The organism is Achromobacter sp. JCM 18799 (assembly GCF_055395645.1).
Genome location: NZ_AP043866.1, coordinates 565779 through 592055, shown reverse-complemented (window position 1 = coordinate 592055; position 26277 = coordinate 565779). Strand labels below are relative to the sequence as shown.

Below are 26277 nucleotides of genomic sequence, written 5' to 3'. Positions count from 1 at the left end.
TCAGACGCGGTGCCCGCGATCGCCCAGGCGAGTCAGAATGCGTTCGCTTATCGCCGACAACGAAACCACTTCATCCGCGGCGCCCAAGGCGATCGCTTCGCGGGGCATGCCGAAGACGACGCAACTGGCCTCGTCCTGCGCAATCGTGTGGGCGCCCGCGCGGTGCATGGCCAACATGCCGGCAGCGCCGTCCTTGCCCATGCCGGTCAGGATGACGCCGATGGCGTTCTTGCCGGCGGCGACGGCGGCCGAATTGAACAGCACGTCCACCGACGGACGGTGGCGGTTGACGGGTTCGCTGGCTTCAAGTTCGATCACGTAGTTGGCGCCGCTGCGGCCCAAACGCATGTGCATGTCGCCGCCCGGCGCCAGATACACGTGTCCGGGCAGTACGCGGTCGCCATGCACGGCTTCGCGGACGGTCACGGCGCACAGGGCGTCCAGGCGCTGCGCGAAGGAACGCGTGAAACCCGCCGGCATGTGTTGCGTGATCAGGATGGCCGGGCTGTCGGGCGGCAGCGGCTGCAGCACCTCGCGGATCGCCTCCGTGCCCCCCGTGGACGCGCCGACGATCACCAGTTTTTCCGAGCTGGCCAGCGGGCGGCGCAACATGGGTGCGGGTGCGGCGGGCGCGGCATGCGCCGTGGGCGCGCGCAGCTTGGCGCGCGAGGCGGCGCGTATCTTGTCGGCGATGATCTCGGTGTATTCGAGCAGGCCGTCGCGGATGCCCAGCTTGGGTTTGGTGACGAAGTCGATCGCGCCCAGTTCCAAGGCCCGCAGCGTGATTTCGCCGCCGCGTTCGGTCAGCGACGACACCATCACCACCGGCATGGGACGCAGGCGCATCAGTTTTTCAAGGAAATCCAGCCCGTCCATGCGGGGCATTTCCACGTCCAGCGTCAGCACGTCGGGGTTGTGGCGCTTGATGAGTTCGCGCGCCACCAGTGGATCGGGCGCGGTTGCGACCACCTCCATGTCCGGCTGGCTGTTGATGATCTCGGTCATCAGGCCACGCACCAATGCCGAATCGTCCACACACAAAACGCTAATTTTCTTCATTTTTTGCTGCCTCGTCCCGCTCAGGACCTGCCCGCGCATTCATAGACGGTCTGCCCGCGCAGACGAAAATCCCGGCTGATGTAGGTGAAGTTTTCGGAATGGCCGGCAAACAGCAAGCCACCCGGCTTGAGCAGCGGCACAAACCGCTCCAGGATCCTGGCCTGGGTGGGTTTGTCGAAATAGATCATGACGTTGCGGCAGAAGATCACATCGAACTGCTCATTGATCTGCCAAGCCGGCGCCAAGAGATTCAGGGTCTCGTAGCGGACCATGTCAGCGATTTCCGGACGCACCCGCACCTGCCCTTCGTTGGCGCCGCGGCCCTTCAGGAAGAAACGCCGCAGGCGCTCGCCGTCCATTTTGTCCACGCGCTCGGCCGGATAGACTCCTGCCCGCGCGCGGTTGAGCACATTGGTGTCGATATCGGTGGCCAGCACCGAACTTGCGTTGGCCCTCGGGCCCAGCGCTTCCACCAGCGTCATGGCGATCGAATACGGCTCTTCCCCGGTGGAGGCCGCACAGCACCACACCGACACCGGACCGCCACGCCGCTTGGCGAAGTCGGCCAGGATGGGAAAGTGATGGGCTTCGCGGAAGAAAGCGGTCAGGTTGGTCGTCAATGCGTTGACGAAATCTTCCCACTCGGCCGCATTCGGCTCATTTTCCAGCTGGTCCAGATAGCTGCCGAAATCCTGCATGCCCAGCGCACGCAGGCGCCGGGCCAAGCGGCTGTAGACCATTTCGCGCTTGTGCGTGCCCAACGAAATGCCCGCGTAGGCGTGAATCATCTTGCGCACGCGCGAAAAGTCCGCATCGCGAAAATCGAATTGGCGTTCCACCGAAATGGACGGCGCCTGGGTTGCCGCTGCTGTAGCCACTGCTATCCTCAGTGCCCAAGCGCAAGCGCGTCAGGCGCCTGCAAACGTGTATCGTCGCCGGAAGAACGCGCCGACGACAGGCGCTGGGCCGGAACTTCGATGACCTCGCCCGCATTGATCTTGAACACGGATACCGCTTCGGCCAGGCGTTGTGCCTGTTCTTGCAGGGAACCCGCGGCAGCCGCCGCCTCTTCCACCAGCGCCGCGTTCTGCTGGGTCACCTCGTCCATCTGCGACACGGCGCGGTTCACCTGATCGATGCCGCTGGACTGTTCTTCCGACGCCGCCGAGATCTCGCTCATGATGTCCGTCACACGCTTCACCGAAGCCACGATTTCCTGCATCGTCGAGCCAGCGCGCTCCACCTGCTGCGAACCCGCGCCGACCTTGGTCACGGAGTCCTCGATCAAACCCTTGATTTCCTTGGCTGCCTGGGCGCTACGTTGCGCCAGCGAGCGCACTTCGCCCGCCACTACTGCGAAACCCTTGCCTTGCTCACCGGCGCGCGCCGCTTCCACCGCCGCGTTCAGCGCCAGAATATTGGTCTGGAAGGCGATGCCGTCGATCACCGATACGATCTCGGAGATCTTGCGCGAGCTGGCCGAGATTTCCTGCATGGTGCTGACCACTTCCGACACCGCCGAACCGCCGCGCTCAGCCACGTCCGAGGCGCTGGCCGCCAGCTGGTTGGCCTGGCGCGCATTGTCTGCGTTCTGCTTCACGGTCGACGCCAGCTCTTCCATCGAGGCCGCGGTTTCTTCCAGCGAGGCTGCCTGCTGCTCGGTGCGGCTGGACAGGTCCGTATTACCCGCCGCGATCTCGTGCGAGCCGACGTTGATCTCATCCACCCCGCGGCGCACCGACGCCACGGTGCGCGTCAGGCTTTCCTGCATGCGCTTCAACGCGGCGAACAACTGGCCGATTTCGTTGGTATTGCGCACGTCCACGCGGGCGGTGAGGTCGCCACCGGCGATGCGGTCGAAATGATGACCGGCTTCCTTCAGAGGCAGCAGCACGCGGCGGCGCAGGAACACGTAGGTGGCAAACACCAGCAACGCGGCGATCACGCCGCCAGCCGCTACCGCCATCAAGACGAACTGGTAACGCACCTGCGCCACCTCGTGGGCATCCAGCGTCTTGCTGGCGCGCCAGAAGTCAAAGCCTTCGATGGCTCGCGCGTAGCGCCCCTCGAGCGCGTCCTGTACCGTCTGGACCTGCTTCTGGTAGGCGGGCATGTCCGCCTTTTCTAGGGCAGCCACTAGCGGCGCCAGTCCTTGCCGGACCAGCGCGTCATAAGATTCGTCGATTTCCTTTAGGGCATCGGCCGCTTCGGCCGGCCGGGCCAGGCTCTTGTAATACTCGTACTCGGCCTGCCCCTTGTTCATGGAGGCCTTGGCGCGCTCCAACAAGCCGGCCGCCTCGGATGACAGCCCCTGAGTCAGCAAGGTGGGCTGCCCCACGCTCTTCACGATGTCAGCATAGTTGGCCGCGGCCGCGCGGCCCAGGCCGGTCATGGAGTCCTTGTAGCTGGAAACCACACGGCCGACCGCGTCATCCAGCTCTTGCGATTGCTTGATCTGCGCCAGAGTGCCATTGCTGATGCGCAGGGACAGCACGCCCAGCGCGGCCCCTATCACCAACATGAATGAGAAAAACGCCAGCACCCACAACAGGCTGCTGCGTATCGTCATGTTTGCGAAGAACTTGCGCATCACAAGAACCACTCCCAGATTGAAGTCGTTAAAGGAAAGCGCCACATTGGGTTCAATATGGCGCTTCTACCTCCCAAGCAGGCCGTTCCGATCAGGACGCGGCCTTCTCCACCAGCGCCATTTCGTCGCTGGTCATCATTTTTTCAATATCCACCAGGATCAGCATGCGCTCGTCCACCGTGCCCAGACCCGTCAGGTACTCGGTGGACAGGGTTGCGCCAAACTCCGGCGCCGGGCGGATCTGCCCCAAATTGAGCATCAACACGTCAGACACGCCATCCACCACGATGCCGACGACGCGGCGATCGAGGTTGAGAATGATGACCACGGTCTGTTCGTTGTACTCGACGCGCCCCAGGTTGAACTTGATGCGCAGGTCGACGATGGGCACGATGATGCCGCGCAGATTTGTCACGCCCTTGATGAACGGCGGCACATTCGCGATGCGCGTGACCGAATCGGCGTCGTAGCCGCGGATCTCCTGCACCTTCAGGATATCGATGCCGTACTCTTCGTCGCCCAGCGTAAAGACCAGGAACTCGCTGCCGACATCTTCTTTGCGTCGGGCTTGCGTTTGCGGGTTAGCTGCCATGAGGTTTATTTCTCCGTCAATTCAGAATGGCTTCGGGCTGCGACCAACGCTCGCGGTTGGCGCGCGCAAGCGCAAATACGTCGACAATCAAGGCCACGCTGCCATCGCCCAGGATGGTGGCGGCGGAAATGCCCGGCACCTTGCGGTAATTCGATTCCAGATTCTTCACCACGACCTGGTGCTGGCCGATCAGGTGATCCACCAGCAGCGCAAAACGGCGGTCTTCGGCCTGCATGATGACCGCGATGGCCTGCGTGGGATCGGTCTGGGCGTCACCGACCGAAAACACCCGGTGCATCTCGACCAGCGGCAGATACTCGCCGCGCACGTGCATCACGCGCTCATTGCCCGCCACCGAGTAGATCTGGTCATTGGTGGGCTGCAGCGATTCGGTTACGTGATTCAGCGGCAGGATGAAGGTCTCCTCGCCGACGCGCACCGACATGCCGTCCAGAATGGCCAGCGTCAGCGGCAGGACGATGCGCGTCGTGGTGCCGTTGCCCGGCTCGCACGACAGCTGCACGTGGCCGCCCATGTCCTGGATGTTCCGGCGCACCACGTCCATGCCCACGCCGCGGCCGGAGATATCCGTCACCTTTTCGGCGGTGGAGAAGCCCGGCGCGAAGATCAGTTGCCAGATTTCGTCGTCCGGCGAATTCTCGTTGACCGGCAGGCCCTGGGCGATCGCCTTTTTCAGGATCTTGTCGCGGTTCAGCCCGCCGCCGTCGTCGCTGACTTCAATGACGATGTTGCCGCCGTTATGCTGGGCAGACAGCACCAGTTGCCCGACGGGGTCCTTGCCAGCGGCAACGCGCTTTTCGGGCGTCTCGATGCCATGATCCAGGCTGTTGCGCACCAGGTGCGTCAGCGGATCGATGATGCGTTCGATCAGGCTCTTGTCCAGTTCCGTCGCGCGGCCGTGGGTCTGCAGTTCGATCTGCTTGCCCATCTTGCTGGCGATGTCGCGCACCAGGCGCGGGAAGCGGCTGAACACGTAGTCCATCGGCATCATCCGGATGGACATGACCGCTTCCTGCAGGTCGCGGGCATTGCGTTCAAGCTGTTCCATGCCATTGAGCAGGCGGTCGTGCAGCACCGGATCCAGGGTGGAAGCGGTCTGCGCCAGCATGGCTTGGGTGATGACGAGTTCGCCCACCAGGTTGATGACTTGGTCGACCTTCTCGACGCCGACGCGGATCGAGGTGGATTCCTTGTCCGCGTGCGCCGGAGCCGCCGCGGCAGGCCGCGCCACGCGGGCGGATTGTGTGATGGCCTCGGCGGCCGCGGCCGACTCGGCCACGGCGGGCGCTTCGGCTACCGTAGGCGCAGGGGCTGGCGCAGGCATCGCGGCCGCAACCGGCGCTGCAGCCTGCGTCACGCCCGCCGGAGCGGCTTCGCGGCTGATTTCCAGCTGGTCGCCGTCGACGATGAAGCAGCATACGGCCTCGATATCGTCCGGCGTGCAGGTGCTGTCCATCCATACGGTCAAGGTGCCGTCGGCGCGTTCGCTGGCCTTGACGTTGCCGAGATTGCCCATTTCCTCGAGCAGGGAGGCGGCGTCCTTGTCCGAAACCTTGGTGATCCGCACACGCAGAGGCAGGCTGCCCGCTTCCGCGGCCGGCGCTTGCGCTGCGGGCTCGGCCACAGGCGCCGGGGCAACCACCGGTGCGGGGGCCGGAGCCGGCGCTGCCACGGCTGCAGGGGCCTCGGCCGGCGCGGCTGCCGCGGCGGGATCCTTATGCTCCAGCGCAAGCTGCCTCAGTACGGCGCAGATACGCTCAAACACGGCTTCATCGGGCTCTTCGGAGGCCCGATAGGCATCCAGTTGGCTTTTGAGCACGTCTTTTGTTTCCAAGAAAATATCGATCATGTCCGTGCGCAGCGCCATTTCGCCGCGACGGATCGCATCCAGGATGGTTTTCCAGCAAATGGGTCGTGCCCGCCAGCTGCGTGAAACAGCCGAACGTGGCCGCCCCGCCCTTGATCGAGTGGGCGGCGCGGAAGATCGCGTTGAGCTGTTCGATGTCGGGCGCGCCCACATCCAGCTCGAGCAGCAGCTGCTCCATTTGCGCGAGCAGCTCGTCCGCCTCGTCGAAAAAGGTCTCGTAAAACTGACTGAGGTCCAAACCAGAACTCATGACCCGTACGCCTTCAAAAATGAACTTGCTTACGCGCCGGCCTGCTCGTCGAGCAGTTCAGACGCCAATTCCACCAGCACATCAGGATCGACCGGCTTGGAGAGCCAGCCACAGACCCCCAGATCCCGGGCGGCCATCTTGCTGTCCACGTCGTCCTCGGTGGTCAACACCAGCACCGGCACGTCCAGGTACTCGTCTTCCTGGCGCAGTCCCTGGATCAGCTCCAGGCCGCCCATGACCGGCATGTTCCAGTCGCTGACCACCAGATCCACCGGGTGGCTCTTGGCCAATTCCAGCGCTTCCTGGCCATTGCCGGCCGTCAGGACTTTCCATCCCGCGCCCGTCAACGTCGCCTGGACGATCATGCGCATCGTCGCCGAGTCGTCCGCCACAAGAATCGTTGCAGCCATTGCTATCGAACCCCTTCCGCGGGCGGGTTGCTCTCCGCCTCGCCTGGTTTGGTTGCCGTCGTGGCCTGGGCCGCGGCTTGCGCCGCTTCCACTGCCGTTCCTACCTCGCGGGCATCCTTGGCGCTGACGTCCGCAGCCGCGGCGTTCTCGCTTTCGATGCGCCGCTGGGTGCTCTGATTGAGCACCACAAGGCTGATACGTCTATTAACGGCCGCATACGGGTCATCTTTAACCAGACTCATGCTGGACGACAGCCCCTGGATGCGCAGGACCTTGCTTTCGTTCATGCCGCCCGCCACCAGCTCCTGGCGCGACGCGTTGGCGCGGTCGGCCGACAGCTCCCAGTTGCTGTAGGCGCGCTCTCCGCGGGCGTACTGCGAGGCGTCGGTGTGACCGGAGATGCTGACCTTGTTGGGCAATTCGTTCAGGACCGGGCCCAGTTCCCTGAGGATGTCGCGCATGTAGGGCTGCACTTCCGCGCGGCCGGTGGCAAACATCGGACGGTTCTGGTTGTCGATGATCTGGATACGCAGGCCTTCGGTGGTCAGGTCGATCAGCAGTTGCGGCCTGAACGTTTTCAGCACCGGACTGGTCTCTATGACGTTTTCGATGCGCTTCTTCAGGTTTTCCAAGCGATGCTGTTCGCGACGCTCGGCGTCGCCCATGGGCTGGGCCTCCACGCGATTGCCCTGCGCGCGGCGCACATCGCCCTCGCTGCGCAAGGGGTCGCGACCGCCTCCCGGCACCGCGCTGGTTTCGGCCGAGCTGCTGGGCCCGCCGGTGATGGCGACGCGCAGCGGCATGCGGAAATACTCCGCAATGCCCTTGAGTTCTTCGCGCGGGACCACGCTGATCAGCCACATCACCAGAAAGAACGCCATCATCGCGGTGATGAAGTCGGCGTACGCAATCTTCCAGCTGCCCCCATGGTGCCCCCCGCCATGCCCCCCCTTCTTGCGGCGGATCACCACGCGGTGATTGTTTACCGTACTCATGGCCTGCTCCGTCAGGCCTTGCCGGTCGTGGCGGACTTGGCTTGCCGGACGTGTTCTTCCAGCTCACCGAAGGTCGGGCGCACAGCCGAGAACAGCACCTTGCGGCCGAATTCCACCGCCAACTGGGGCGGGTAGCCATTCATGCTGGCCAACAGCGTGGTCTTGATGCACTCCAGTACCTTGGTGGCCTCGTCGCTTCGGCGATCGATGCGCGAGGCCAGAGGACCGACAAAGCCGTAAGCCAGCAGAATACCGAGGAACGTGCCCACCATGGCCTTGGAAATCAGGTCACCCAGGATCGCCGGAGGTTGGTCCACGGCGGCCAGCGCCTTGATCACGCCCAGCACGGCGGCCACGATACCGAAGGCCGGCAGGCCGTCGGCCATTTGCTGCAGGGCGCGCACGGGAACTTCGCGCTCATGGCGGTAGGTTTCGATTTCCTCGTCCATGAGCGTCTCGATTTCAAACGAGCTCATGTTGCCGCTGATCATGATGCGCAGGTAGTCCGTGATGAACTCCATCAGCTTGGCGTCTTTGGCGATACGGGGATATTCGCTGAAGATCGGACTGGATTCCGGGTCTTCGATATGCGATTCGATGGCCATGAGGCCCTCGCGGCGCGCCTTGTTCAGCAACACATACAGGAGCGCCATCAGCTCCATGTACACGTCCTTGCCGTAGCGCGAGCTTTTCAAGGCGTCGGGCAAGGCGGCCTTGACCAGCATCAGCGACTTTTTGCTGTTGCTGGCGAGGAAGGCGCCGAAAGCCGCCCCAAAAATCAGCGTGAGCTCGAACGGCTGGTATAGCGCGCCCAAATGGCCGCCCAGCGCTATGAAGCTGCCGACGACCGACACGGCCACCACGAGAAAACCGATAACAATCAACACATCAGGCCCCTGCCAACGAAGTCTAAAACTGGCGTCAATGATCCCCTGTTCCCCTCGACCCAAAAAGGCGGGTTACGGGGGGTTTTCCAGGGCTTTTGATGTATTTGAATACCGCCGGTCAGAGCCGGGCGGCATTCGCAACGGGTGCGGGGCGGGTGCCGGAGCGCGCCTTGGCCGCAGCGCGCGTCTTGCCGGCGCGGGGTGGCGGCCGGCAGATCGCGCACACGAAATCCGACTGGGGATCGTGGGCATGGGCGATGAAATGCCCCCCCGCACTGGCGGCAGGCGGACATTTGCAGCATGCCGCTATCGAAAAAACGCACCAGCATCCAGGCGCGCGTGAAGCTCAGGACGGGCTCTGCGCCTTCAGCGACATCGGTGCCGGCGTTTTCGAGATAGAGGCGATAGGCGTCGATGGTGGCGCGTATGCCTTTGCTGCTGGTACGCGTATTCAGGAACGAATACACGTTGTAGAAGAGCGAGGAATGGATGTTCGGCAGCCAGGTCATGAACCAGTCAACCGAAAAGGGCAGCATGCCCTTGGGTGGCGAGCAGCCGCGGATTTCGCGGTACAGGCGTGCCAGGCGGTCGTGGCTGAGGCTGGTTTCAGCCTCCAGCACCTGCAGCCGGGCTCCCAAAGTGATCATGGAGCTGGCTAGCAGAATGTCATCCGCTTCCTGCGAAACGCTCTTGGTGGCCATTACACGTGCTTCCGGATGGAATGATCAGGCCGTCAGGCCAATTCTTCGACAGGCTGCTTGGCCAGCAGGATGGTGGCGTGCGCTTGCTGCAACGCACCGCCCAGAACGTCATGGGTCAGCGCGGACAGCAGGCTGTAATCGTCAAAGCGGAACCGGCACAGCAGCGAGCTGGAGCTGGCCAGCTTGACCAGCTGAGCGGGCGAAAGACGCATCAGGATATCGGCAACTTCGTTGCTGAATCCAAGGCGGAACATTGATGCCGCGTAATCGTCTCGCAACATACGTTGCGCCAGTAACAAATATGACAGATTCACTTCACGAATGTCTGTCAGCAATGAATTTTCGACTTGTTGCACGCCCAACTCCCTATTCCCTATCCCGCCGACGGGGGCTTGTGTAAGCAAAAGCACCGGAATTCCGTTGCGATTGCGTTCGATGCATTCCGCTTTGATGCGAAATGTATCATTTGTTCGCAATTTAAGTAAAATTTACCACAGCTGATGTCATTTTCTATGACTTATATGACAAAACTTTGTTGATGTTGCGCAACTTGCCGTTTCCGATACACCTTGACATATAAATTTCAGCCAACTTTACGTCAATTTGGCAAATAAGCATTCAAAACATTGCGTACTTTGAGGAATGAAACGGTGTTGTTTGCCGACAATGACAGCTTGCAGATCACTAATTCCACCTAGCTTCAGCACCGCCGCGCGTTTGTCGACAATGTCGCAAATTGACAACAACAGACAACGCGCCACGATGGACACCGCCCGACACTCCCGCAATGCCTCACGCAGATGACAGCCTGGTCGAATATGCCCCGCTAGTGCGGAAGCTGGCCCTGCAATTGCTCGCCCGGCTACCCGCCAGCGTAGAGCTCGACGACCTGATCCAGGCCGGCATGATCGGCCTGCTCGATGCCGTGCGCCGCTACCAGGAAACGGCCGACGCCCAATTCGAGACCTACGCCACCACCCGCATCCGCGGCGCGATGCTGGACGAACTCCGCGGCCAGGATTGGCTGCCGCGCAGCGTCCGCGCCAAGGCGCGCAAGATCGAACAGGCCATCCAGCAACTCGAACAACGTTTGATGCGCGCCCCGAGCGAAGCCGAGATCGCGCAACAATTGGCCATGCCGCTGGACGAATACCAGACGCTGCTGCACGACGCCCAGGGCGTGCAGATCGTGCATTACGAAGATTTCGCCACCGAGCCCGACTCCGCCGGCGGCCAATCGGACTGGGCCGCCACCCTGAACCATGGGGCGGCCGGCGGCAACCCGCTGGATTCGCTCCTGGCCGGCGACTTCCGTCAGGCGTTGATCCACGCCATTGACGCCCTACCCGAGCGCGAAAAATTGCTGCTGTCGCTGTGTTACGAGCAGGGACTGAACCTGAAGGAAATCGGCGCGATCCTGAATGTGACCGAGGCGCGGGTGTGTCAGCTGAGGTCGCAGGCGACGGCGCGGATACGCGCGAAGCTGAAGGAACAGGCGTGGCAGGAGTTGCCCCAGGAGGGGCAGATCGCACAGGTGATTTAGTCCGAGAGCTGGACAGCGGCGCCATGCCTTGCCTGGCGGATATCCGACCGAATTTCCGCCCTATTCCTCCCATTTCCCGCGAACCATTGCGGGTAGCCTGCAACATTCATGACTTGAACCGCCCATGATGAAGACGTCGGTTCAGCCCCATCAAGCCCAGGAATTTCCATGTCCGACACCGATGTGCTCACCCAGGTTCTCTCCGACGCCTACGACGAGACCCCCTATCAATCGAACGCTTTCTCGATCAGTGCACCGGGACGCTTGCGGGCGATCGCGGCGCTATATGGACTAAGTGCCCCTCCGGTAGAGAATGCTCGCGTGCTGGAATTGGGATGTGCGGCCGGGGGCAATCTGTTGCCCTTCGCTGTCGCCCACCCAGACGCCCACATCGTCGGCATTGATCTGTCGCCCCAGCAGGTCCAGGCGGGACAATCCATCGTCAAGGCGATGGGGCTGCAGAATCTCGAACTGCGGGGCATGAGCATCACCGACATCACCCCGGAATTCGGCCAGTTCGACTACATCATCGTCCACGGCGTCTTCAGTTGGGTGCCTCCCGAAGTACGGCAGGCCATTATGCGCGTATGCCGCGAAAATCTGACGCCCGAGGGCGTCGCGTACATCAGCTACAACACGTACCCGGGCTGGAAGGCATCGGACATCGTCCGGGATGCGATGATTCTGAATAGCTTTGGCGCCAATGGCCCGCAGGAACGCCTTAAGCGGGCCAAGGATGTGCTTGGCATGCTGGAACATGGGCTATCCAGCGGCAATCCCATGGGCTCCGCCTTGCAACAGGCGGTACGCCAACTGCGCAAGCAGTCCGACTATTACCTGATGCACGAACACCTGGAAGCCGTCAACGCGCCGTGCTACTTCCTGGAATTTGTTGCCGCAGCACAGGAAGCGGGTCTGGCATATCTGGCCGACGCCGAACCCCAGTCCTCGATTGCATCCAACTACGGCGACAACGTCGCCATCTTGCAAAACGCCCTGTCTGCTGATGCAGCTCGGGAAATGCGGGAACAATATCTGGACTTTGCCATTGGCCGTCAATTTCGAAAGAGCCTTCTGGTCCATGCAGACAGGGCCGGCGCCATACTGGAACGCCCGGAAGCCAACGCATTCGAAAGCATGCATCTGGCGGCACGCCTTTTTGCACAAAAGTCTCCCGCCAATGCTCGCCAGAAAGAGCGCCACTACCGCACCACGGCAGGCACCGGCATAGGCTCGATCGAACCGACCTTCGTCGCGGTCGCCGATGCGCTCCGTGACGCCTGGCCCCAACCCCTTGCGTACGGCGACCTCCTGGAAGCCGCCCGGGCGAAGGCAAAAAAAGCCACGCCGCCCGACCAACTGAGCGAACTCGTCCTCAACCACCTGATAACCTTGTTGAACGTCAACGCGCTTGAGTATCGATTCGAGCGCGTCGCCTACGATGCCTCCGCGCCCAAGCCCGAGTGGATCCCAGGACTGGAACATCTGCGCGATCGCGCCGCCAACGGCAACCTGCCCGTAGGCCTGTATAACCTCTGGCATCAAAACGCGCAGCTACCCAGCGACGAGGCCGCTCAGTTCATCATCCGCCACATCGACGGGAAACACTCCACTTCCGATCTGCGCACTCTGGTTCGCGATGCCTTGGCGGCAGGCGATATTGCCCATCCTTCCGGCAAATCGATGAAACGGGTTCGCAACCTTGAACCAGTGGCCCAAACCTTGTTGAACGACGTGCTGGCGGGTTTGCGTGGCCAAGGGCTGCTGCGATAAGCGCAGCCCTACCCAGCTCCATCCTGTAACACGCTGACGGAGGCCTTGAGCCTCCGTTTCGCTGAAAGCCCGCATAAAAAGGCCAAATCAATAAATCGTGCGGCCTTCGCAAATTTGGCCTAAAGATTGGTTTGAGGCTGTCGTTATCCTGGCAACGGAAGAGTTTCAGCAACAACGTCGATACCTTCTCGTTACAGTTGGGCGGCCTAGCTGCCCGGTTTGAAGAAGCCTTTCTCTCCTTGGGAGCCTAAACATGGCTGCAGTCATCAATACCAACTACCTGTCGCTGGTTGCTCAAAACAACCTGAACAAGTCCCAGTCCGCCCTGGGTACCGCCATCGAACGCCTGTCGTCGGGCCTGCGCATCAACAGCGCCAAGGACGACGCCGCCGGTATGGCCATTGCCAACCGCTTCACCGCGAACGTCAAGGGTCTGACCCAAGCCGCCCGCAACGCCAACGACGGTATCTCGCTGGCCCAGACGACGGAAGGCGCCGCTGGCGAAATCAACACCCACTTGCAGCGCGTGCGCGAACTGTCGGTGCAAGCTTCGAACGGCAGCTACTCGCAAGAACAGCTGAACTCGATGCAAGACGAAATCAACCAGCGTCTGTCGGACATCGACCGCATCTCGCAGCAAACCGACTTCAACGGCGTGAAGGTTCTGTCGGGTTCGGCCAAGCCCCTGACGCTGCAAGTCGGCGCCAATGACGGCGAAACGATCACGATCAACCTGTCGGAAATCAGCGTCAAGACGCTGGGTCTGAATGGCTTCAACGTGAACGGCTCCGGCGTTATCGACAATCGTGCCGCCAACGTGAACGACATGACCGGCCCCAACGTCGTAGCAGGCACCGGCGCAAACGTCAACAAGTACACGGTGACGACCACCAACACTGCCGCGAAAGCCGCCGACGTGCTGGGTCAATTCAAGGATGGCGACAGCGTGACTGCTGGAGGCGTTACGTACACCTACAACGCCAAGAACGACAATTACGACTATCAAGCCGTTACCACGAAGGGTGCCAACACTACGGCCCTGAATACCAGCATTCAATCGCAAATTGGCAACACTCCGATAACGGCGACCTACACCAATAGCACCCAGTCGGTCTCGATCAAGATTGACGGCAATGGCAATATCACCGACGTCAACGGCAATAAACTTTACTCCGATACCAAGGGCAACTTGGTCAGCACGGACAACGGCTCGTCGGGCACGCCCTATTCGCAAGCCAAACTGTCAGATCTGACGGCGTACATGGCCGACAAAACTGCTGGCACCGGGAGCGGCGCGACGGCTGGTACGGCTAGCCTGACGATTGGCAATACCACCTACAAGAACGGTGGCGATGACACGATTACCAACAACGCGACCGCCTCTAAGGACGTCGTCCTGTCCAAGATCGCTGCTGCCGGCGCGACGTCGACGGTCAAGATGGGTCAAGGATTGTTGTCGAATACCCTCGACATCCTTGCGAGCGGTGCCGTTACCAAGACGGGCGCGGCTACCGATACCATTCAAGTCGATAGCAAGGGACAATTGACGGACATCCAGTCGTACACCAGCGTTTATCAATTTGATCAAATTTCCGGCAAGATCAATTCGATCGCTGGCGGCACGACGACCATTGGCGGAACCACTTCGGCAGTTGATCAAAATGCCGCCAACTACGGCAAGCAGCTGTACATCGGCGCTAACGGCACGATGACCTTCGAAACCACCAGCAAGGGCGACAAGACTACCGACCCGCTGAAGATCCTGGACGCTGCCTTCACCAAGCTGGACAAGCTGACGGGTGAACTGGGTGCCGTGCAGAACCGTCTGGAATCGACGATCGCCAACCTGAACAACGTCGTGAACAACCTGTCGTCGGCTCGCTCGCGTATTCAAGACGCGGACTACGCCACGGAAGTGTCGAACATGTCGAAGGCTCAGATCCTCCAGCAAGCTGGTACCTCGGTTCTGGCGCAAGCCAACCAAGTGCCGCAAACCGTTCTGTCGCTGCTGCGTTAATCACGCCGCAACGCCTGACGGTCGGGCAGACGCAGGGCCCCGCAAGGCCCTGCCCTCCCGATACCGACCGAGGGCCCTCACGCCCTCGTCGAGACCAACAAGCCGGCATACGCCGGCTTGTTTCTTTTCGGGGGATGCGTGACTTACTCCTCCCGCCAGCCCCGCCGTCCCTTACCGGCATGGCGGCGCAGCCGCGCAAGGCGGTTGCGGGCGTGTCGCTGATCCTCTCGTCGTCCGAGTCCCAATCAAGCCCATTTTTTTCAGACTATTCCCCTTTTTCACTTCTTCCGATTGCCTCATACTCGCGCTTGCACGTTTTTGTATCTATATTTTTCACAAGATGACCGCGACGCCTCCCGATCCACTCGCTACGCAGCACGGCAGCACCACGGATCCCGATACCCAGGCGCCGATGGACGAGCAGACCTTGCGTCTGCGCGAAGAGAACCGCGCTCTGCGTGAATTGCTAGTTGCGCAGGCGCAGGCCACTCCCCCACCACAGGAACCCGGTCCGCTGCGGCGGCTGTTCTGGTGGCTGATTTCCGCGCCTGGCGCCGCGCTGGTCAGCTGGCGCGCCCTGGTGGGACGCGAAGACGCGCGGCCGATTACCGGCAAACGTGTCGGCTATGCCACATTGACCGTGCTCTACACGCTGGCGATCTACGGCGCGCTGGTGCTGTTGGTGGTTTCGTGGAGTTCACCGAACACGACCGTTTCCGGCGCCACGGCTGCCGGTCCGGTACGAGTCCCCCTGACGCCCGCTCCACCTCCGCACACAGAACCCGCGCTCAGTCAGCAACAACTGACGCCTGCGGCGACGCCAGTACCCGTTCCGGGTTCCGATCCCGGTCCAGGTTCGAATTCGGGTTCGGACTCGGCAGAACCCCAGTCTAGATCCCACTCCGCCTCAGAGCCCACGTCTGCCGAATCTCAATCTGCCCCCCCTGCGCAGCCCGAGCACGCAACGGCGCCGCGCGCGGCAGCAAGCACGACGGACGAGGCGGACGCCACTCCCAGGTCCACCCTGCGTGTAACCGAGATACCCGCAGAAGACCCCATGGCCTGGGTCGACGAGCTGAAGAGCGAGCTGGCGCGTTGTGCAACGCTCGGTTTCTTTGAACGCCCCGACTGTTCCTGGGCCGCGCGCACGCAATTCTGCGAGCCTAATCGCGCCTGGGGCACCGTCAAGGAATGTCCTACCCGGCCGTGAGGCGCCAGGGCTTGCATATTGGGCCAGTACGAGTCCGGCAGAAGCACGCAATGACAAGGAACATCCCCCAGGCAGGGCTAACGTGTTGCTGGATCCGGGTATCGCCGTCGCTGCATGAATATCAGGTTACGCAGCCACGAATTCCGTGCATTGCGCCGCCGTCCACGCGATAATCCACTGTCGGCCTGAATCACCATCCACACACTAGGACACCCCGAGCATGGACGCATCGATCAGCAACACCGTCAATAACGCCCTGGCTTTGCAGGACGCGAATGTCATGCAGGAAGTGCAGGCCCGCGTGCTGAAGAAAGCCATCAATGCGCAAGCGGATACCGCCCTGACGCTGATGCAATCCCTGCCCGCGCTGGCCGTGGACGCGACACTGGGTTCGCGCATCGATACGCACGCCTGAACGTCACACCCAAGCGCACAAGAAAAAGCGCCGGTCCCTGTCCAGGGCCGGCGCTTTTGCTTTGCACGGGCGGCATGGCCGCCGCGCCTCTTACTTCTTCTTCATCGGCGGCAAGTCGGTGCAGACGCCTTCGGCGACTTCGGCAGCCATGCCCACCGATTCACCCAGGGTCGGGTGCGGGTGGATGGTCTTGGCGATGTCGACGACGTCGGCGCCCATCTCCACGGCCAGGGCCAGTTCGCTGATCAGGTCGCCGGCGTGGGTGCCGACGATGCTGCCGCCCAGGATGCGATGCGTTTCAGCGTCAAAGATGAGCTTGGTGAAGCCTTCGTCGCGGCCATTGGCGATGGCGCGGCCGGAGGCGGCCCAGGGGAACACGCCCTTCTCGATCTTGATGCCCTGCTTCTTGGCCTCGTCTTCGGTCAAGCCGACCCAGGCCACTTCCGGATCGGTGTAGGCCACCGACGGAATGACGCGGGCGTCGAAGAAGGACTTCTGGCCTGCGGCGGCTTCGGCGGCGACGTGGCCTTCGTGCACGGCCTTGTGCGCCAGCATGGGCTGGCCGACGATGTCGCCGATGGCGTAGATGTGCGGCACGTTGGTGCGCATCTGGCGATCGACCTCGATGAAGCCGCGGTCGGTCACGGCAATGCCAGCCTTGTCAGCGCCGATTTTCTTGCCGTTGGGGCTGCGGCCCACTGCCTGGAGAACCAGGTCGTAGCGCTGCGGCTCCTTGGGCGCGCCTTCGCCTTCGAAGCTGACGTAGATGCCATCCTTCTTGGCTTCGGCACCCACGGTCTTGGTCTTCAACATGATGTTGTCGAAGCGGTAGGCGTTCTTCTTCTGCCATACCTTGACCAGGTCGCGGTCGGCGCCCTGCATCAGGCCGTCCAGCATTTCGACCACGTCCAGGCGCGCACCCAGCGTGGAGTACACCGTGCCCATTTCCAGGCCGATGATGCCGCCGCCGATGATGAGCATCTTCTTGGGGACTTCACGCAGCAGCAAGGCGCCGGTGGAGTCGACGATGCGGTCGTCCTGGGGCAGGAACGGCAGCTTCACCGACTGGCTGCCGGCGGCGATGATGGCCTGCTTGAAGCGCAGGGTCTGGGTCTTGCCGTCGGCGGCCTTGACGGTCAGGTGGTTGGCGTCGGCGAACTCGCCCACGCCATGCACCACGGTGACCTTGCGCGCCTTGGCCATGCCGGCCAGGCCACCGGTCAGCTTGGCGACCACGCTGTCCTTGTAGCCGCGCAGCTTGTCCAGGTCGATCTTGGGCTCGCCGAAGCTGATGCCGTGGGCGGCCAGTTCGCGGGCTTCGTCGATGACGGCGGCGTTGTGCAGCAGCGCCTTGGACGGAATGCAGCCGACGTTCAGGCAGACGCCGCCCAGCGTGTCGTAGCGTTCCACCAGGACCACGGACAGGCCCAGGTCGGCGGCGCGGAAGGCGGCGGAGTAGCCGCCGGGGCCGGCGCCCAGCACCAGCATGTCGTACTCGCCGTCGGCCGAGCCCTTGAAGCTGGCCGCGGCGGGCGCGGCGGCAGGCGCCGCGGCAGCCTGCTTGGGCGCCTCGGCGGCCTTGGGGGCTTCCTTGGCGGCAGGCGCGGCGGCGGCTGCGGCACCCGCTGCAGCTTCCACTTCCAGCACGACCGTGCCTTCGGCGACCTTGTCGCCGACCTTCACGTTGATGGACTTCACCACGCCGCCCTGCGACGCGGGGATTTCCATGGAGGCCTTGTCGGACTCGACGGTGATCAGGCTTTGTTCAGCCTTGATCGTGTCGCCCACCGCCACCAGCACTTCGATGACTTCCACTTCCTTGAAGTCGCCGATGTCCGGCACTTTGATTTGAACGGTATTGCTCATGGGGCTCCCCGTTTACAGCGCGATGCGGCGGAAGTCGGCCAGCAAGGCGCCCAGATAGGCGTTGAAGCGCGCGGCGGAGGCGCCGTCGATGACGCGGTGGTCGTACGACAGCGACAGCGGCACGATCAGGCGCGGCACGAACTGCTTGCCGTCCCACACGGGCTTGTGCGCGGAGCGCGACACGCCCAGGATCGCCACTTCAGGGGCGTTGATGATGGGTGTGAACGAGGTGCCGCCGATGCCGCCCAGGGACGAGATCGAGAAGCAGCCGCCCTGCATTTCGGCGGGCGAGATCTTGCCGTCGCGCGCCTTCTTGGACAGGTCGGTCATTTCCTGGGCGATCTGCAGGATGCCCTTCTTGTCGGCATCGCGGATCACCGGCACTACCAGCCCATTGGGCGTGTCGGCGGCGAAGCCGATGTGGTAGTACTGCTTGAGCACCAGGTTGTCGCCGTCCAGCGAGGCGTTGAACTCGGGGAACTTCTTCAGGGCCGCGACCACGGCCTTGATCAGGAAGGCCAGCATCGTGACCTTGATGCCCGACTTCTCGTTTTCCTTGTTCAGCGTGACGCGCAGCGCTTCCAGGTCGGTGATGTCCGCTTCGTCGTTGTTGGTGACGTGCGGGATCATGACCCAGTTGCGGTGCAGGTTCGCGCCGGAGATCTTCTTGATGCGCGACAGCGGCTTGGCTTCGATCGGGCCGAACTTGGTGAAGTCGATCTTGGGCCACGGCAACAGGCCCAGCGCGGCGCCATCGGCCGAACCGCCCGTAGCGGCCACCGGACCGGCGGCGAGCGCCTGCTTGACGAAGCCGCGCACGTCGTCGGCGGTGATGCGGTCCTTGGGACCGGAGCCCTTGACCTTGCTCAGGTTGACGCCCAGTTCGCGCGCGAACTTGCGCACCGAGGGCGACGCGTGCGGCAGCTGGCCCGGCTTGAGGTTGGCGTCTTCGAGCGCGGCGGCCGGAGCCGGACGCTGCGCGGCGGGCGCAGGCGCTTCGGTCTTGGCGGCGGGCGCGGCAGCGGCTTCCGCCTTGGCGGCCGGGGCCGGGGCCGCGGCGGCAGCGGGTGCGGCGCCCTCCACCACGACCACGACCGAGCCCTTGGCGACCTTGTCGCCGACCTTGACCTTCACTTCCTTGACCACGCCGCCTTGCGAGGCGGGGATTTCCATCGAGGCCTTGTCGGACTCGACGGTGATCAGGCTTTGCTCGGCCTTGATGGTGTCGCCCACCGCGACCATGACTTCGATGACTTCGACTTCCTTGAAGTCGCCGATGTCGGGCACTTCGATGTTCACCGGACCGCTGGAGGCGGCCGGCGCAGCGGCGGCAGCGGCCGGCTGCGCGGCAGCCTTGGCTTCGGCCTTGGGAGCCTCTTCCTTGGCCGGCGCGGCCGCGGGGGCCGCAGCTTCGCCCGCGCCCGACGCTTCCACTTCCAGCACGACCGTGCCTTCGGCAACCTTGTCGCCCACCTTGACGCTGATCGACTTCACCACGCCGCCTTGCGACGCGGGGATCTCCATCGAGGCCTTGTCGGATTCGACCGTGATCAGGCTTTGTTCGGCCTTGATCGTGTCGCCCACCGCCACCAGCACTTCGATGACTTCCACTTCCTTGAAGTCGCCGATGTCGGGAACCTTGATTTGCACGATGTTGCTCATGTCTCTTTACCCTCAGGCGTATTGCGGGTTGGCTTTGTTCGGATTGATGCCGTACTTCTTGATGGCTTCAGCCACCTTGGCAACCGGCACCTTGCCTTCGTCGGCCAGCGCGCGCAGCGCGGCGACCACGACGAAGTGGCGGTCCACTTCGAAGTGCTCGCGCAGCTTCGAGCGGAAATCCGAGCGGCCAAAACCGTCGGTGCCCAGCACCTTGTATTCGCGGCCCTTGGGCACGAACGGGCGGATCTGGTCGGCGAAGAGCTTCATGTAGTCGGTCGACGCGATGATCGGGCCTTCCGTCTTGGCCAGCTGTTCCGTGACGTAAGCCACCTGCGGCTTCTTTTCGTCGGGGTGCAGCATGTTGTGGCGTTCGGCGTCCAGGCCGTTGCGGCGCAGTTCCGTGAAGCTGGTGACGCTCCAGAGGTCCGAAGCCACGCCCCAGTCGGCTTCCAGCAGTTCTTGCGCGGCCATGACTTCGCGCAGGATGGTGCCCGAGCCCATCAGCTGCACGCGGTTCTTGCCCTTGCCGTGCGACTTGAGCTTGTACATGCCCTTGATGATGCCTTCCTCGTCGCCCTGGGTCAGACCGGGCTGCGGGTAGTTTTCGTTCATCACCGTCAGGTAGTAGTAGACGTTTTCCTGGTCTTCCACCATGCGCTTCAAGCCATGCTGGATGATCACGGCCAGTTCGTGGCCGAAGGTCGGGTCGTACGAGACGCAGTTCGGGATGGTGGACGCCAGGATGTGGCTGTGGCCGTCTTCGTGCTGCAGGCCTTCGCCGTTGAGCGTGGTGCGCCCGGCGGTGCCGCCCAGGAGGAAGCCGCGCGCCTGCATGTCGCCGGCGGCCCAGGCCAGGTCGCCGATGCGCTGGAACCCGAACATCGAGTAGCAGATGAAGAACGGGATCATGATGCGGTTGTTCGAGGAGTACGACGTGGCCGCCGCAATCCAGGAGCTCATCGCGCCCGCTTCGTTGATGCCTTCCTGCAGGAGCTGGCCGTCGGCCGCTTCCTTGTAGTACATGACCTGGTCCTTGTCGACCGGGGTGTACTTCTGGCCTTCCGGCGCGTAGATGCCGATCTGGCGGAACAGGCCTTCCATGCCGAAGGTACGCGATTCGTCGGCCAGGATCGGCACGACGCGCGGACCCAGTTCCTTGTCGCGCAGCACCTGGTTCAGGATACGCACGAAGGCTTGGGTGGTGGAGATTTCACGGCCTTCGGCGGTGGGTTCCAGCACGGCCTTGAAGGCGTCCAGGGCCGGGGCCTTGAGATGTTCGTCGGCCTTGGCGCGGCGGCGCGGCAGATAGCCTCCCAGCGCGGCGCGGCGCTCGTGCAGGTACTTCATTTCGGGCGAGTCTTCGGCCGGCTTGAAGTACGGCAGGTCGGCCAGCTGGTCGTCCGGAATGGGGATGCCGAAACGGTCGCGGAATTCGCGGATCGAGTCCAGCTCCAGCTTCTTCTGCTGGTGGGTCGGGTTCTTGGCCTGGCCGACGTGGCCCATGCCGTAGCCCTTGATGGTCTTGGCCAGGATGACGGTGGGCTGGCCCTCGTGGGTGGCGGCGGCGTTGAACGCGGCGTACACCTTGTGCGGGTCATGGCCGCCGCGGTTCAGGCGCCAGATGTCTTCGTCGCTCATGCGCGACACGGCTTCCAGCAGCTTCGGATGCTTGCCGAAGAAGTGTTCGCGCACGAACTTGCCGTCGTTGGCCTTGTACGCCTGGTACTCGCCGTCGACGGTGTCTTCCATGATCTTGCGCAGGATGCCTTCCTTGTCGTGCGCCAGCAGCGGATCCCAGTAGCCGCCCCAGATCAGCTTGATCACGTTCCAGCCCGAGCCGCGGAAGTCGCCTTCGAGTTCCTGGATGATCTTGCCGTTGCCGCGCACCGGACCGTCCAGGCGCTGCAGGTTGCAGTTGATGACGAAGATCAGGTTGTCCAGCTTTTCGCGGGCAGCCAGGGCGATGGCGCCCAGCGATTCGGGTTCGTCCATTTCGCCGTCGCCGCAGAACACCCAGACCTTGCGCTTGCTGGTGTCGGCGATGCCGCGGGCGTGCAGGTACTTCAGGAAGCGGGCCTGGTAGATGGCCATCAGCGGGCCCAGGCCCATCGACACCGTCGGGAACTGCCAGAAGTCCGGCATCAGCTTCGGATGCGGGTACGAGGACAGGCCCTTGCCGTCCACTTCCTGGCGGAAGTGGTTCAGCTGGTCTTCGGTCAGGCGGCCTTCGAGGTAGGCGCGGCCGTACATGCCGGGCGAGGTGTGGCCCTGGAAGTAGACCAGGTCGCCGCCGTGGTTTTCGTCTTCGGCGTGCCAGAAGTGGTTCTGGCCGCAGCCGATCATGGTGGCCAGCGAGGCGAAGGAGGCGATGTGGCCGCCCAGGTCGCCGCCGTCCGGCGGGTTGTGCTTGTTGGCCTTGACCACCATGGCCATGGCGTTCCAGCGCACGTACGAGCGGATGCGCGATTCCAGCTCCAGGTTGCCCGGGTGGGCCGGCTCCAGGCCGGGGGGAATCGTGTTGACGTAGGCGGTGTTGGGCGAGAACGGGATATGCGCGCCGGAACGGCGGGCTTCGTCGATCAGGCGTTCGAGCAGATAGTGGGCGCGCTGCGGTCCTTCACGATCAAGGACAGCCGCCAGGGCTTCGAGCCACTCCTGGGTTTCAAGGGTGTCTTCGTCGTTGGCAGCCTGTACGGCGCCAGCCTGGGCGTAAGAGGACATCGTGTGTCTCCTGTTGGATTGTTCGTGACCGCACCCGCTTACTTATCTACTCGCGGACCTTGCATGGTAGCCGGGATCATCCGGGCTACCATGCAAGGCATGGGGTCGGGTTGTTCTAGAGACCTGCTACTGGGTCGGTTCCCTATCAGCGGGCATTCTAAGAAAGAAGGTTAACCGGTCGCAAGCAAAATTTCATGTTGCGGTACGGCATTTCATAATACGAAAAATTTAAAGCAAGCTGAACGCTTTGGCGTCATACTTTTACCCAGGGACTCCAAAAGGACGAGTCGATTCCCGGCAAATCCCTGCCAACACGCACTAAAATGCGCGGTCTATCCGGCCCGAATTCCATGTCCAGCGCGCCCAAGTCCAATATTCCTACGCCATTCCACGATCACGCCCGCACTCGCCGACGCGGGGTGTACTGGGTCACGCCAGCCATGGTGCTGATCCTCTATATCTGTGTGATGGCGGTGTTCTTCTGGCTGCAACGCATCCATGACGACAGCGTCATGTTTGTCACCATCGACCAGGAAATGCGCCAGCAGCGCCTGATCTGGGTGGTGCTGGCCCTGTCCTGTGTGATCGTCATCAGCCTGCTGATGCTGTGGCGCTATACCCGTTTCCGCTCGGCGGCCGAAGCCGCCCTGATCGCCGAGACGGGCTTCCGCCGCGCCATGGAGAACTCCATGTCCACGGGCATGCGGGTGCTGGACATGGAAGGCCGCATCGCCTACGTGAATCCGGCCTTCTGCCGCATGATCGGCTGGAACGAGGCCGACCTGATCGGCCGCAGCCCGCCCTTCCCTTATTGGGTGCCGGGTCGCCACGAACAGCATCAGCACACCCTGGACGTGCTGATGTCCGGCAAGACGCCCAGCAGCGGCCTGGAAGTCGAGGCGCAGCGCCGCGACGGTTCGCGTTTCACGGCGCGGATGTACGTGTCCCCGCTGCTGGACCCGAACGGCAACCAGATCGGCTGGATGACCTCCATGACCGACATCACCGAGCCCAAGCGCATCCGCGAGGCCCTGACCGCCGCGCACGAACGCTTCATGACGGTACTGGAAGGCCTGGACGACGCCATCTCGGTCACCGCCGACACCCACGACGGCCTGGAGCTGCTGTTCGCCAACCGCACCTACCGCCGCGTGTTCGGCGCGCAGACCGGCGGCCACGACGAGCTGCTGGCCGGCCGCCGCGGCCGCTTCACCGACGAATCCGTCGAAGTCTTCGCGCCCTCGGTTCAGCGCTGGTTCGAAGTGCACCACCGCATGCTGGCCTGGACCGATGGCCGCCGCGTGCGCATGCAGGTGGCGCGCGACATCACCGAGCGCCGCGTGCACGAGGAAGCCTCGCGCGTGCAGCAGGAAAAGATCCAGCTCACCAGCCGCCTGACCACCATGGGCGAAATGGCCTCCTCGCTGGCGCATGAACTGAACCAGCCGCTGACCGCCATCGCCAACTACAGCATGGGCGCGGTCGCCCTGGTCAAGGCCGGCCACACCAGCCCCAACATGCTGCTGCCGGCCCTGGAAAAGGCCGCCTCGCAGGCCGAGCGCGCCGGCAAGATCATCAGCCGCATCCGCGAATTCGTGAAGCGCAGCGAGCCCCGCCGCCAGCGCGTGACCATCAGCCGGATCGTCGACAATGCCATCGGCTTCGCCGAGATCGACGCCCGCAAGCGCCGCATCCGCATCGACCGCTTTGTGCCATCGAACGCGCCGGACGTGCTGGCCGACCCCATCCTGATCGAGCAGGTGCTGTTGAACCTGCTGAAGAACGGGCTGGAGGCCATGGAAAACAGCGAATCCGACGAACTCAAGGTCGCCGTGATCCTGCACGAACAGCACATCGAGGTCGCGGTCGTGGACCGCGGCCACGGCCTGGCCGAACCCGAACGCCTGTTCGAACCCTTCTTCAGCACCAAGACCCAGGGCCTGGGCATGGGGCTGAACATCTGCCGTACCATTATTGAATCGCACCATGGCCGCTTGTGGGCGGATCCCAATCCCGCCGGCGGCACCATTTTCCGCTTTACCCTGCCCTGCGCTGCACCCCAGTCGCAGGCCCAGAACGATCAGTCCGAGGAGTTGCACGCATGAACACGCCCCACCTGTCGAGCACGGTTTTCATTGTTGACGACGACGAAGCGGTCCGCGATTCGCTGCGCTGGCTATTGGAGGCCAATGGCTATCGCGTTCGCGCCTACGCCAGCGGCGAGTCCTTCCTGGAAGACTACGACGCCAGCCAGATCGGCGTGCTGATCGCCGACGTGCGCATGCCCGGCATGAGCGGCCTGGAACTGCAGGAACAGTTGATCGCCCGCAATGCCCCGCTGCCCATCGTGTTCATCACCGGCCACGGCGACGTGCCGATGGCCGTGTCCACCATGAAGAAAGGCGCGGTCGACTTCCTGGAAAAGCCGTTCAATGAATCCGATTTGCGCGAGATCGTGGCGCGCATGCTGGAGCAAGCCACGCAACGCGTGAGCAAGCACCAGGCCCAGAAAGACCACGAAGCCATGCTGGCGCGCCTGACCGCGCGCGAGCAGCAGGTGCTGGAGCGCATCGTCGCGGGCCGCTTGAACAAGCAGATCGCCGACGACCTGGGCATCAGCATCAAGACCGTAGAGGCGCACCGCGCCAACATCATGGAAAAACTTGAAGTGACCACCGTAGCTGATTTGATGAAAGTGGCCTTGGCCAAACCCGAGGCGACGGCATGAGCCGCCGGGCCGATCCCAAGGCGAATACCGCAGCGCGTAGCGCGGAGGCCGCCGAATGACTGCAAGGATTATCGACGGCGCGGCCCTGTCGGCGCGCATTCGCGAAGAAGCTGCCCAACGCGTTGCGGCCCTGGCCGCCAAGGGCACCCGCCCCGGCCTGGCCGTGGTGCTGGTGGGTGAAGACCCCGCTTCCCAGGTGTACGTCCGCAATAAGGTAGCGGCCTGCGAAAAGGCCGGCCTGCATTCCGTCAAGGAACAGTACCCCGCGGACATGACCGAGGCCGAGCTGCTGGCCCGCATCGCCATCCTGAACCAGGACCCGACCATCCACGGCATCCTGGTGCAGTTGCCGCTGCCCAAGCACATGGACTCCCACAAGGTCATCGAAGCCATCGCGGCCGAGAAGGACGTGGACGGCTTCCATATCAGCAACGCCGGCCTGCTCATGACCGGCCAGCCCCTGTTCCGCCCCTGCACGCCCTATGGCGTGATGAAGATGCTGGAATCGGAAGGCGTGACGCTGCGTGGTGCCGAAGCCGTGATCGTGGGCGCGAGCAACATCGTCGGCAAGCCCATGGCGATGCTGCTGCTGCAGGCCGGCGCCACCATCACCATCTGCAATTCCAAGACGCGCGACCTGGCGGCCCAGACCCGCCGCGCCGACGTGCTGGTGGTCGCCACCGGCAAGCCCGGCATGATCGACGGTTCGATGATCAAGCCCGGCGCAGTCGTCATCGACGTGGGCATCAACCGCGGCGCTGACGGCAAGCTGTGCGGCGACGTGGACTTCGCCTCGGCCAAGGAAGTGGCGGGCGCCATCACCCCCGTTCCGGGCGGCGTGGGTCCCATGACCATCGCCATGCTGCTGGTCAACACCATCGAAGCCGCGGAACGCGCCGCAGGCTGATACTTTGCATGTCATGGGCGCGGCGCGGGAGTTCTTCTGCCAGAACTCCCGCGCCGCGCCCAT

19 protein-coding genes and 2 pseudogenes are annotated in these 26277 nt (G+C 63.1%); 8 read left to right on the top strand and 13 right to left on the bottom strand.

From position 1 onward, the window contains the following. The 10 genes and pseudogenes from ACZ5YA_RS03000 to flhD form a co-directional block, all read right to left on the bottom strand. Complete coding sequence (locus ACZ5YA_RS03000; protein WP_059374430.1) at positions 1-1059, bottom strand: protein-glutamate methylesterase/protein-glutamine glutaminase; 1059 nt, start codon at positions 1057-1059, stop codon at positions 1-3. A 20-nt stretch (positions 1060-1079) separates the two neighbouring features. Next, positions 1080-1847, bottom strand: a complete 768-nt coding sequence (locus tag ACZ5YA_RS02995) for a CheR family methyltransferase (protein ID WP_464092822.1) — start codon at positions 1845-1847, stop codon at positions 1080-1082. Between the two features lie 98 nt (positions 1848-1945). Then, on the bottom strand, positions 1946-3649 hold the full coding sequence (locus ACZ5YA_RS02990) for a methyl-accepting chemotaxis protein (RefSeq protein ID WP_464091992.1): 1704 nt from the start codon (positions 3647-3649) through the stop codon (positions 1946-1948). Between the two features lie 91 nt (positions 3650-3740). After that, on the bottom strand, positions 3741-4241 hold the full coding sequence (gene cheW / locus ACZ5YA_RS02985) for a chemotaxis protein CheW (RefSeq protein WP_059374423.1): 501 nt from the start codon (positions 4239-4241) through the stop codon (positions 3741-3743). Positions 4242-4257: 16 nt separating this feature from the next. Further along, positions 4258-6379 (bottom strand): annotated as a pseudogene (gene cheA / locus ACZ5YA_RS02980) (chemotaxis protein CheA). 29 nt (positions 6380-6408) lie between these two features. Continuing rightward, positions 6409-6789: a response regulator gene (locus ACZ5YA_RS02975; RefSeq protein ID WP_054456659.1), complete on the bottom strand. Its 381-nt coding sequence runs from the start codon at positions 6787-6789 to the stop codon at positions 6409-6411. A gap of 2 nt (positions 6790-6791) precedes the next feature. Beyond that, positions 6792-7784, bottom strand: a complete 993-nt coding sequence (gene motB / locus ACZ5YA_RS02970; RefSeq protein ID WP_059374417.1) for a flagellar motor protein MotB — start codon at positions 7782-7784, stop codon at positions 6792-6794. An 11-nt stretch (positions 7785-7795) separates the two neighbouring features. Then, complete coding sequence (gene motA / locus ACZ5YA_RS02965) at positions 7796-8671, bottom strand: flagellar motor stator protein MotA (RefSeq protein ID WP_059374415.1); 876 nt, start codon at positions 8669-8671, stop codon at positions 7796-7798. 118 nt (positions 8672-8789) lie between these two features. Beyond that, positions 8790-9372, bottom strand: a pseudogene (flhC, locus tag ACZ5YA_RS02960) (flagellar transcriptional regulator FlhC). 32 nt (positions 9373-9404) lie between these two features. Then, a complete protein-coding gene (flhD, locus tag ACZ5YA_RS02955; RefSeq protein WP_013393369.1) occupies positions 9405-9728 on the bottom strand; it encodes a flagellar transcriptional regulator FlhD in 324 nt (107 codons plus the stop codon). Between the two features lie 431 nt (positions 9729-10159). On the opposite strand from flhD, the gene ACZ5YA_RS02950 reads away from it, so the two are divergent. From ACZ5YA_RS02950 to ACZ5YA_RS02930, 5 genes are all read left to right on the top strand, one after another. Continuing rightward, positions 10160-10915, top strand: coding sequence for an RNA polymerase sigma factor FliA (locus tag ACZ5YA_RS02950; protein ID WP_464091991.1), 756 nt, complete (start codon positions 10160-10162; stop codon positions 10913-10915). A gap of 168 nt (positions 10916-11083) precedes the next feature. Then, positions 11084-12688 (top strand): methyltransferase regulatory domain-containing protein, encoded by a 1605-nt coding sequence (locus ACZ5YA_RS02945; protein ID WP_464091990.1) that lies wholly within the window; start codon positions 11084-11086, stop codon positions 12686-12688. 253 nt (positions 12689-12941) lie between these two features. Then, complete coding sequence (locus tag ACZ5YA_RS02940) at positions 12942-14705, top strand: flagellin N-terminal helical domain-containing protein (RefSeq protein WP_464091989.1); 1764 nt, start codon at positions 12942-12944, stop codon at positions 14703-14705. Between the two features lie 412 nt (positions 14706-15117). Further along, positions 15118-15915, top strand: coding sequence for a hypothetical protein (locus tag ACZ5YA_RS02935; protein WP_464091988.1), 798 nt, complete (start codon positions 15118-15120; stop codon positions 15913-15915). A gap of 220 nt (positions 15916-16135) precedes the next feature. Beyond that, positions 16136-16330 (top strand): YjfB family protein, encoded by a 195-nt coding sequence (locus tag ACZ5YA_RS02930; RefSeq protein WP_118934073.1) that lies wholly within the window; start codon positions 16136-16138, stop codon positions 16328-16330. Between the two features lie 90 nt (positions 16331-16420). Here ACZ5YA_RS02930 and lpdA read toward each other — a convergent pair whose 3' ends face one another. The 3 genes from lpdA to aceE are packed head-to-tail and all read right to left on the bottom strand — an operon-like array spanning position 16421 to position 22579. Continuing rightward, positions 16421-18196, bottom strand: a complete 1776-nt coding sequence (gene lpdA / locus ACZ5YA_RS02925) for a dihydrolipoyl dehydrogenase (RefSeq protein ID WP_419343113.1) — start codon at positions 18194-18196, stop codon at positions 16421-16423. A gap of 12 nt (positions 18197-18208) precedes the next feature. Further along, entirely contained in the window at positions 18209-19858 is a 1650-nt protein-coding gene (gene aceF / locus ACZ5YA_RS02920) for a dihydrolipoyllysine-residue acetyltransferase (protein ID WP_464091987.1), read from the bottom strand. Positions 19859-19870: 12 nt separating this feature from the next. Then, complete coding sequence (gene aceE, locus ACZ5YA_RS02915; protein ID WP_464091986.1) at positions 19871-22579, bottom strand: pyruvate dehydrogenase (acetyl-transferring), homodimeric type; 2709 nt, start codon at positions 22577-22579, stop codon at positions 19871-19873. Between the two features lie 350 nt (positions 22580-22929). On the opposite strand from aceE, the gene ACZ5YA_RS02910 reads away from it, so the two are divergent. From ACZ5YA_RS02910 to folD, 3 genes are read left to right on the top strand one after another with little or no spacing between them, the layout of a single operon-like run. Continuing rightward, on the top strand, positions 22930-24684 hold the full coding sequence (locus ACZ5YA_RS02910) for a PAS domain-containing sensor histidine kinase (protein WP_059374396.1): 1755 nt from the start codon (positions 22930-22932) through the stop codon (positions 24682-24684). Further along, on the top strand, positions 24681-25307 hold the full coding sequence (locus ACZ5YA_RS02905) for a response regulator transcription factor (RefSeq protein ID WP_054456641.1): 627 nt from the start codon (positions 24681-24683) through the stop codon (positions 25305-25307). Before ACZ5YA_RS02910 ends, ACZ5YA_RS02905 begins: the two co-directional genes overlap by 4 nt. Before the next feature lie 55 nt (positions 25308-25362). Beyond that, positions 25363-26214, top strand: coding sequence for a bifunctional methylenetetrahydrofolate dehydrogenase/methenyltetrahydrofolate cyclohydrolase FolD (gene folD, locus ACZ5YA_RS02900; protein ID WP_118933566.1), 852 nt, complete (start codon positions 25363-25365; stop codon positions 26212-26214). Positions 26215-26277 lie beyond the last annotated feature (63 nt).

What these genes read in the sequence shown, in the direction of transcription:
- lpdA (WP_419343113.1), bottom strand. Translation starts at nt 18,196, where the DNA reads ATGAGCAATACCGTTCAAATCAAAGTGCCGGACATCGGCGACTTCAAG.
- aceE (WP_464091986.1), bottom strand. Translation starts at nt 22,579, where the DNA reads ATGTCCTCTTACGCCCAGGCTGGCGCCGTACAGGCTGCCAACGACGAA.
- ACZ5YA_RS02975 (WP_054456659.1), bottom strand. Translation starts at nt 6,789, where the DNA reads ATGGCTGCAACGATTCTTGTGGCGGACGACTCGGCGACGATGCGCATG.
- ACZ5YA_RS02935 (WP_464091988.1), top strand. Translation starts at nt 15,118, where the DNA reads ATGGACGAGCAGACCTTGCGTCTGCGCGAAGAGAACCGCGCTCTGCGT.
- cheW (WP_059374423.1), bottom strand. Translation starts at nt 4,241, where the DNA reads ATGGCAGCTAACCCGCAAACGCAAGCCCGACGCAAAGAAGATGTCGGC.
- ACZ5YA_RS02950 (WP_464091991.1), top strand. Translation starts at nt 10,160, where the DNA reads ATGCCTCACGCAGATGACAGCCTGGTCGAATATGCCCCGCTAGTGCGG.
- ACZ5YA_RS02945 (WP_464091990.1), top strand. Translation starts at nt 11,084, where the DNA reads ATGTCCGACACCGATGTGCTCACCCAGGTTCTCTCCGACGCCTACGAC.
- motB (WP_059374417.1), bottom strand. Translation starts at nt 7,784, where the DNA reads ATGAGTACGGTAAACAATCACCGCGTGGTGATCCGCCGCAAGAAGGGG.
- ACZ5YA_RS02940 (WP_464091989.1), top strand. Translation starts at nt 12,942, where the DNA reads ATGGCTGCAGTCATCAATACCAACTACCTGTCGCTGGTTGCTCAAAAC.
- folD (WP_118933566.1), top strand. Translation starts at nt 25,363, where the DNA reads ATGACTGCAAGGATTATCGACGGCGCGGCCCTGTCGGCGCGCATTCGC.
- ACZ5YA_RS02905 (WP_054456641.1), top strand. Translation starts at nt 24,681, where the DNA reads ATGAACACGCCCCACCTGTCGAGCACGGTTTTCATTGTTGACGACGAC.
- aceF (WP_464091987.1), bottom strand. Translation starts at nt 19,858, where the DNA reads ATGAGCAACATCGTGCAAATCAAGGTTCCCGACATCGGCGACTTCAAG.
- ACZ5YA_RS03000 (WP_059374430.1), bottom strand. Translation starts at nt 1,059, where the DNA reads ATGAAGAAAATTAGCGTTTTGTGTGTGGACGATTCGGCATTGGTGCGT.
- ACZ5YA_RS02990 (WP_464091992.1), bottom strand. Translation starts at nt 3,649, where the DNA reads ATGCGCAAGTTCTTCGCAAACATGACGATACGCAGCAGCCTGTTGTGG.
- ACZ5YA_RS02930 (WP_118934073.1), top strand. Translation starts at nt 16,136, where the DNA reads ATGGACGCATCGATCAGCAACACCGTCAATAACGCCCTGGCTTTGCAG.
- ACZ5YA_RS02995 (WP_464092822.1), bottom strand. Translation starts at nt 1,847, where the DNA reads ATGATTCACGCCTACGCGGGCATTTCGTTGGGCACGCACAAGCGCGAA.
- ACZ5YA_RS02910 (WP_059374396.1), top strand. Translation starts at nt 22,930, where the DNA reads ATGTCCAGCGCGCCCAAGTCCAATATTCCTACGCCATTCCACGATCAC.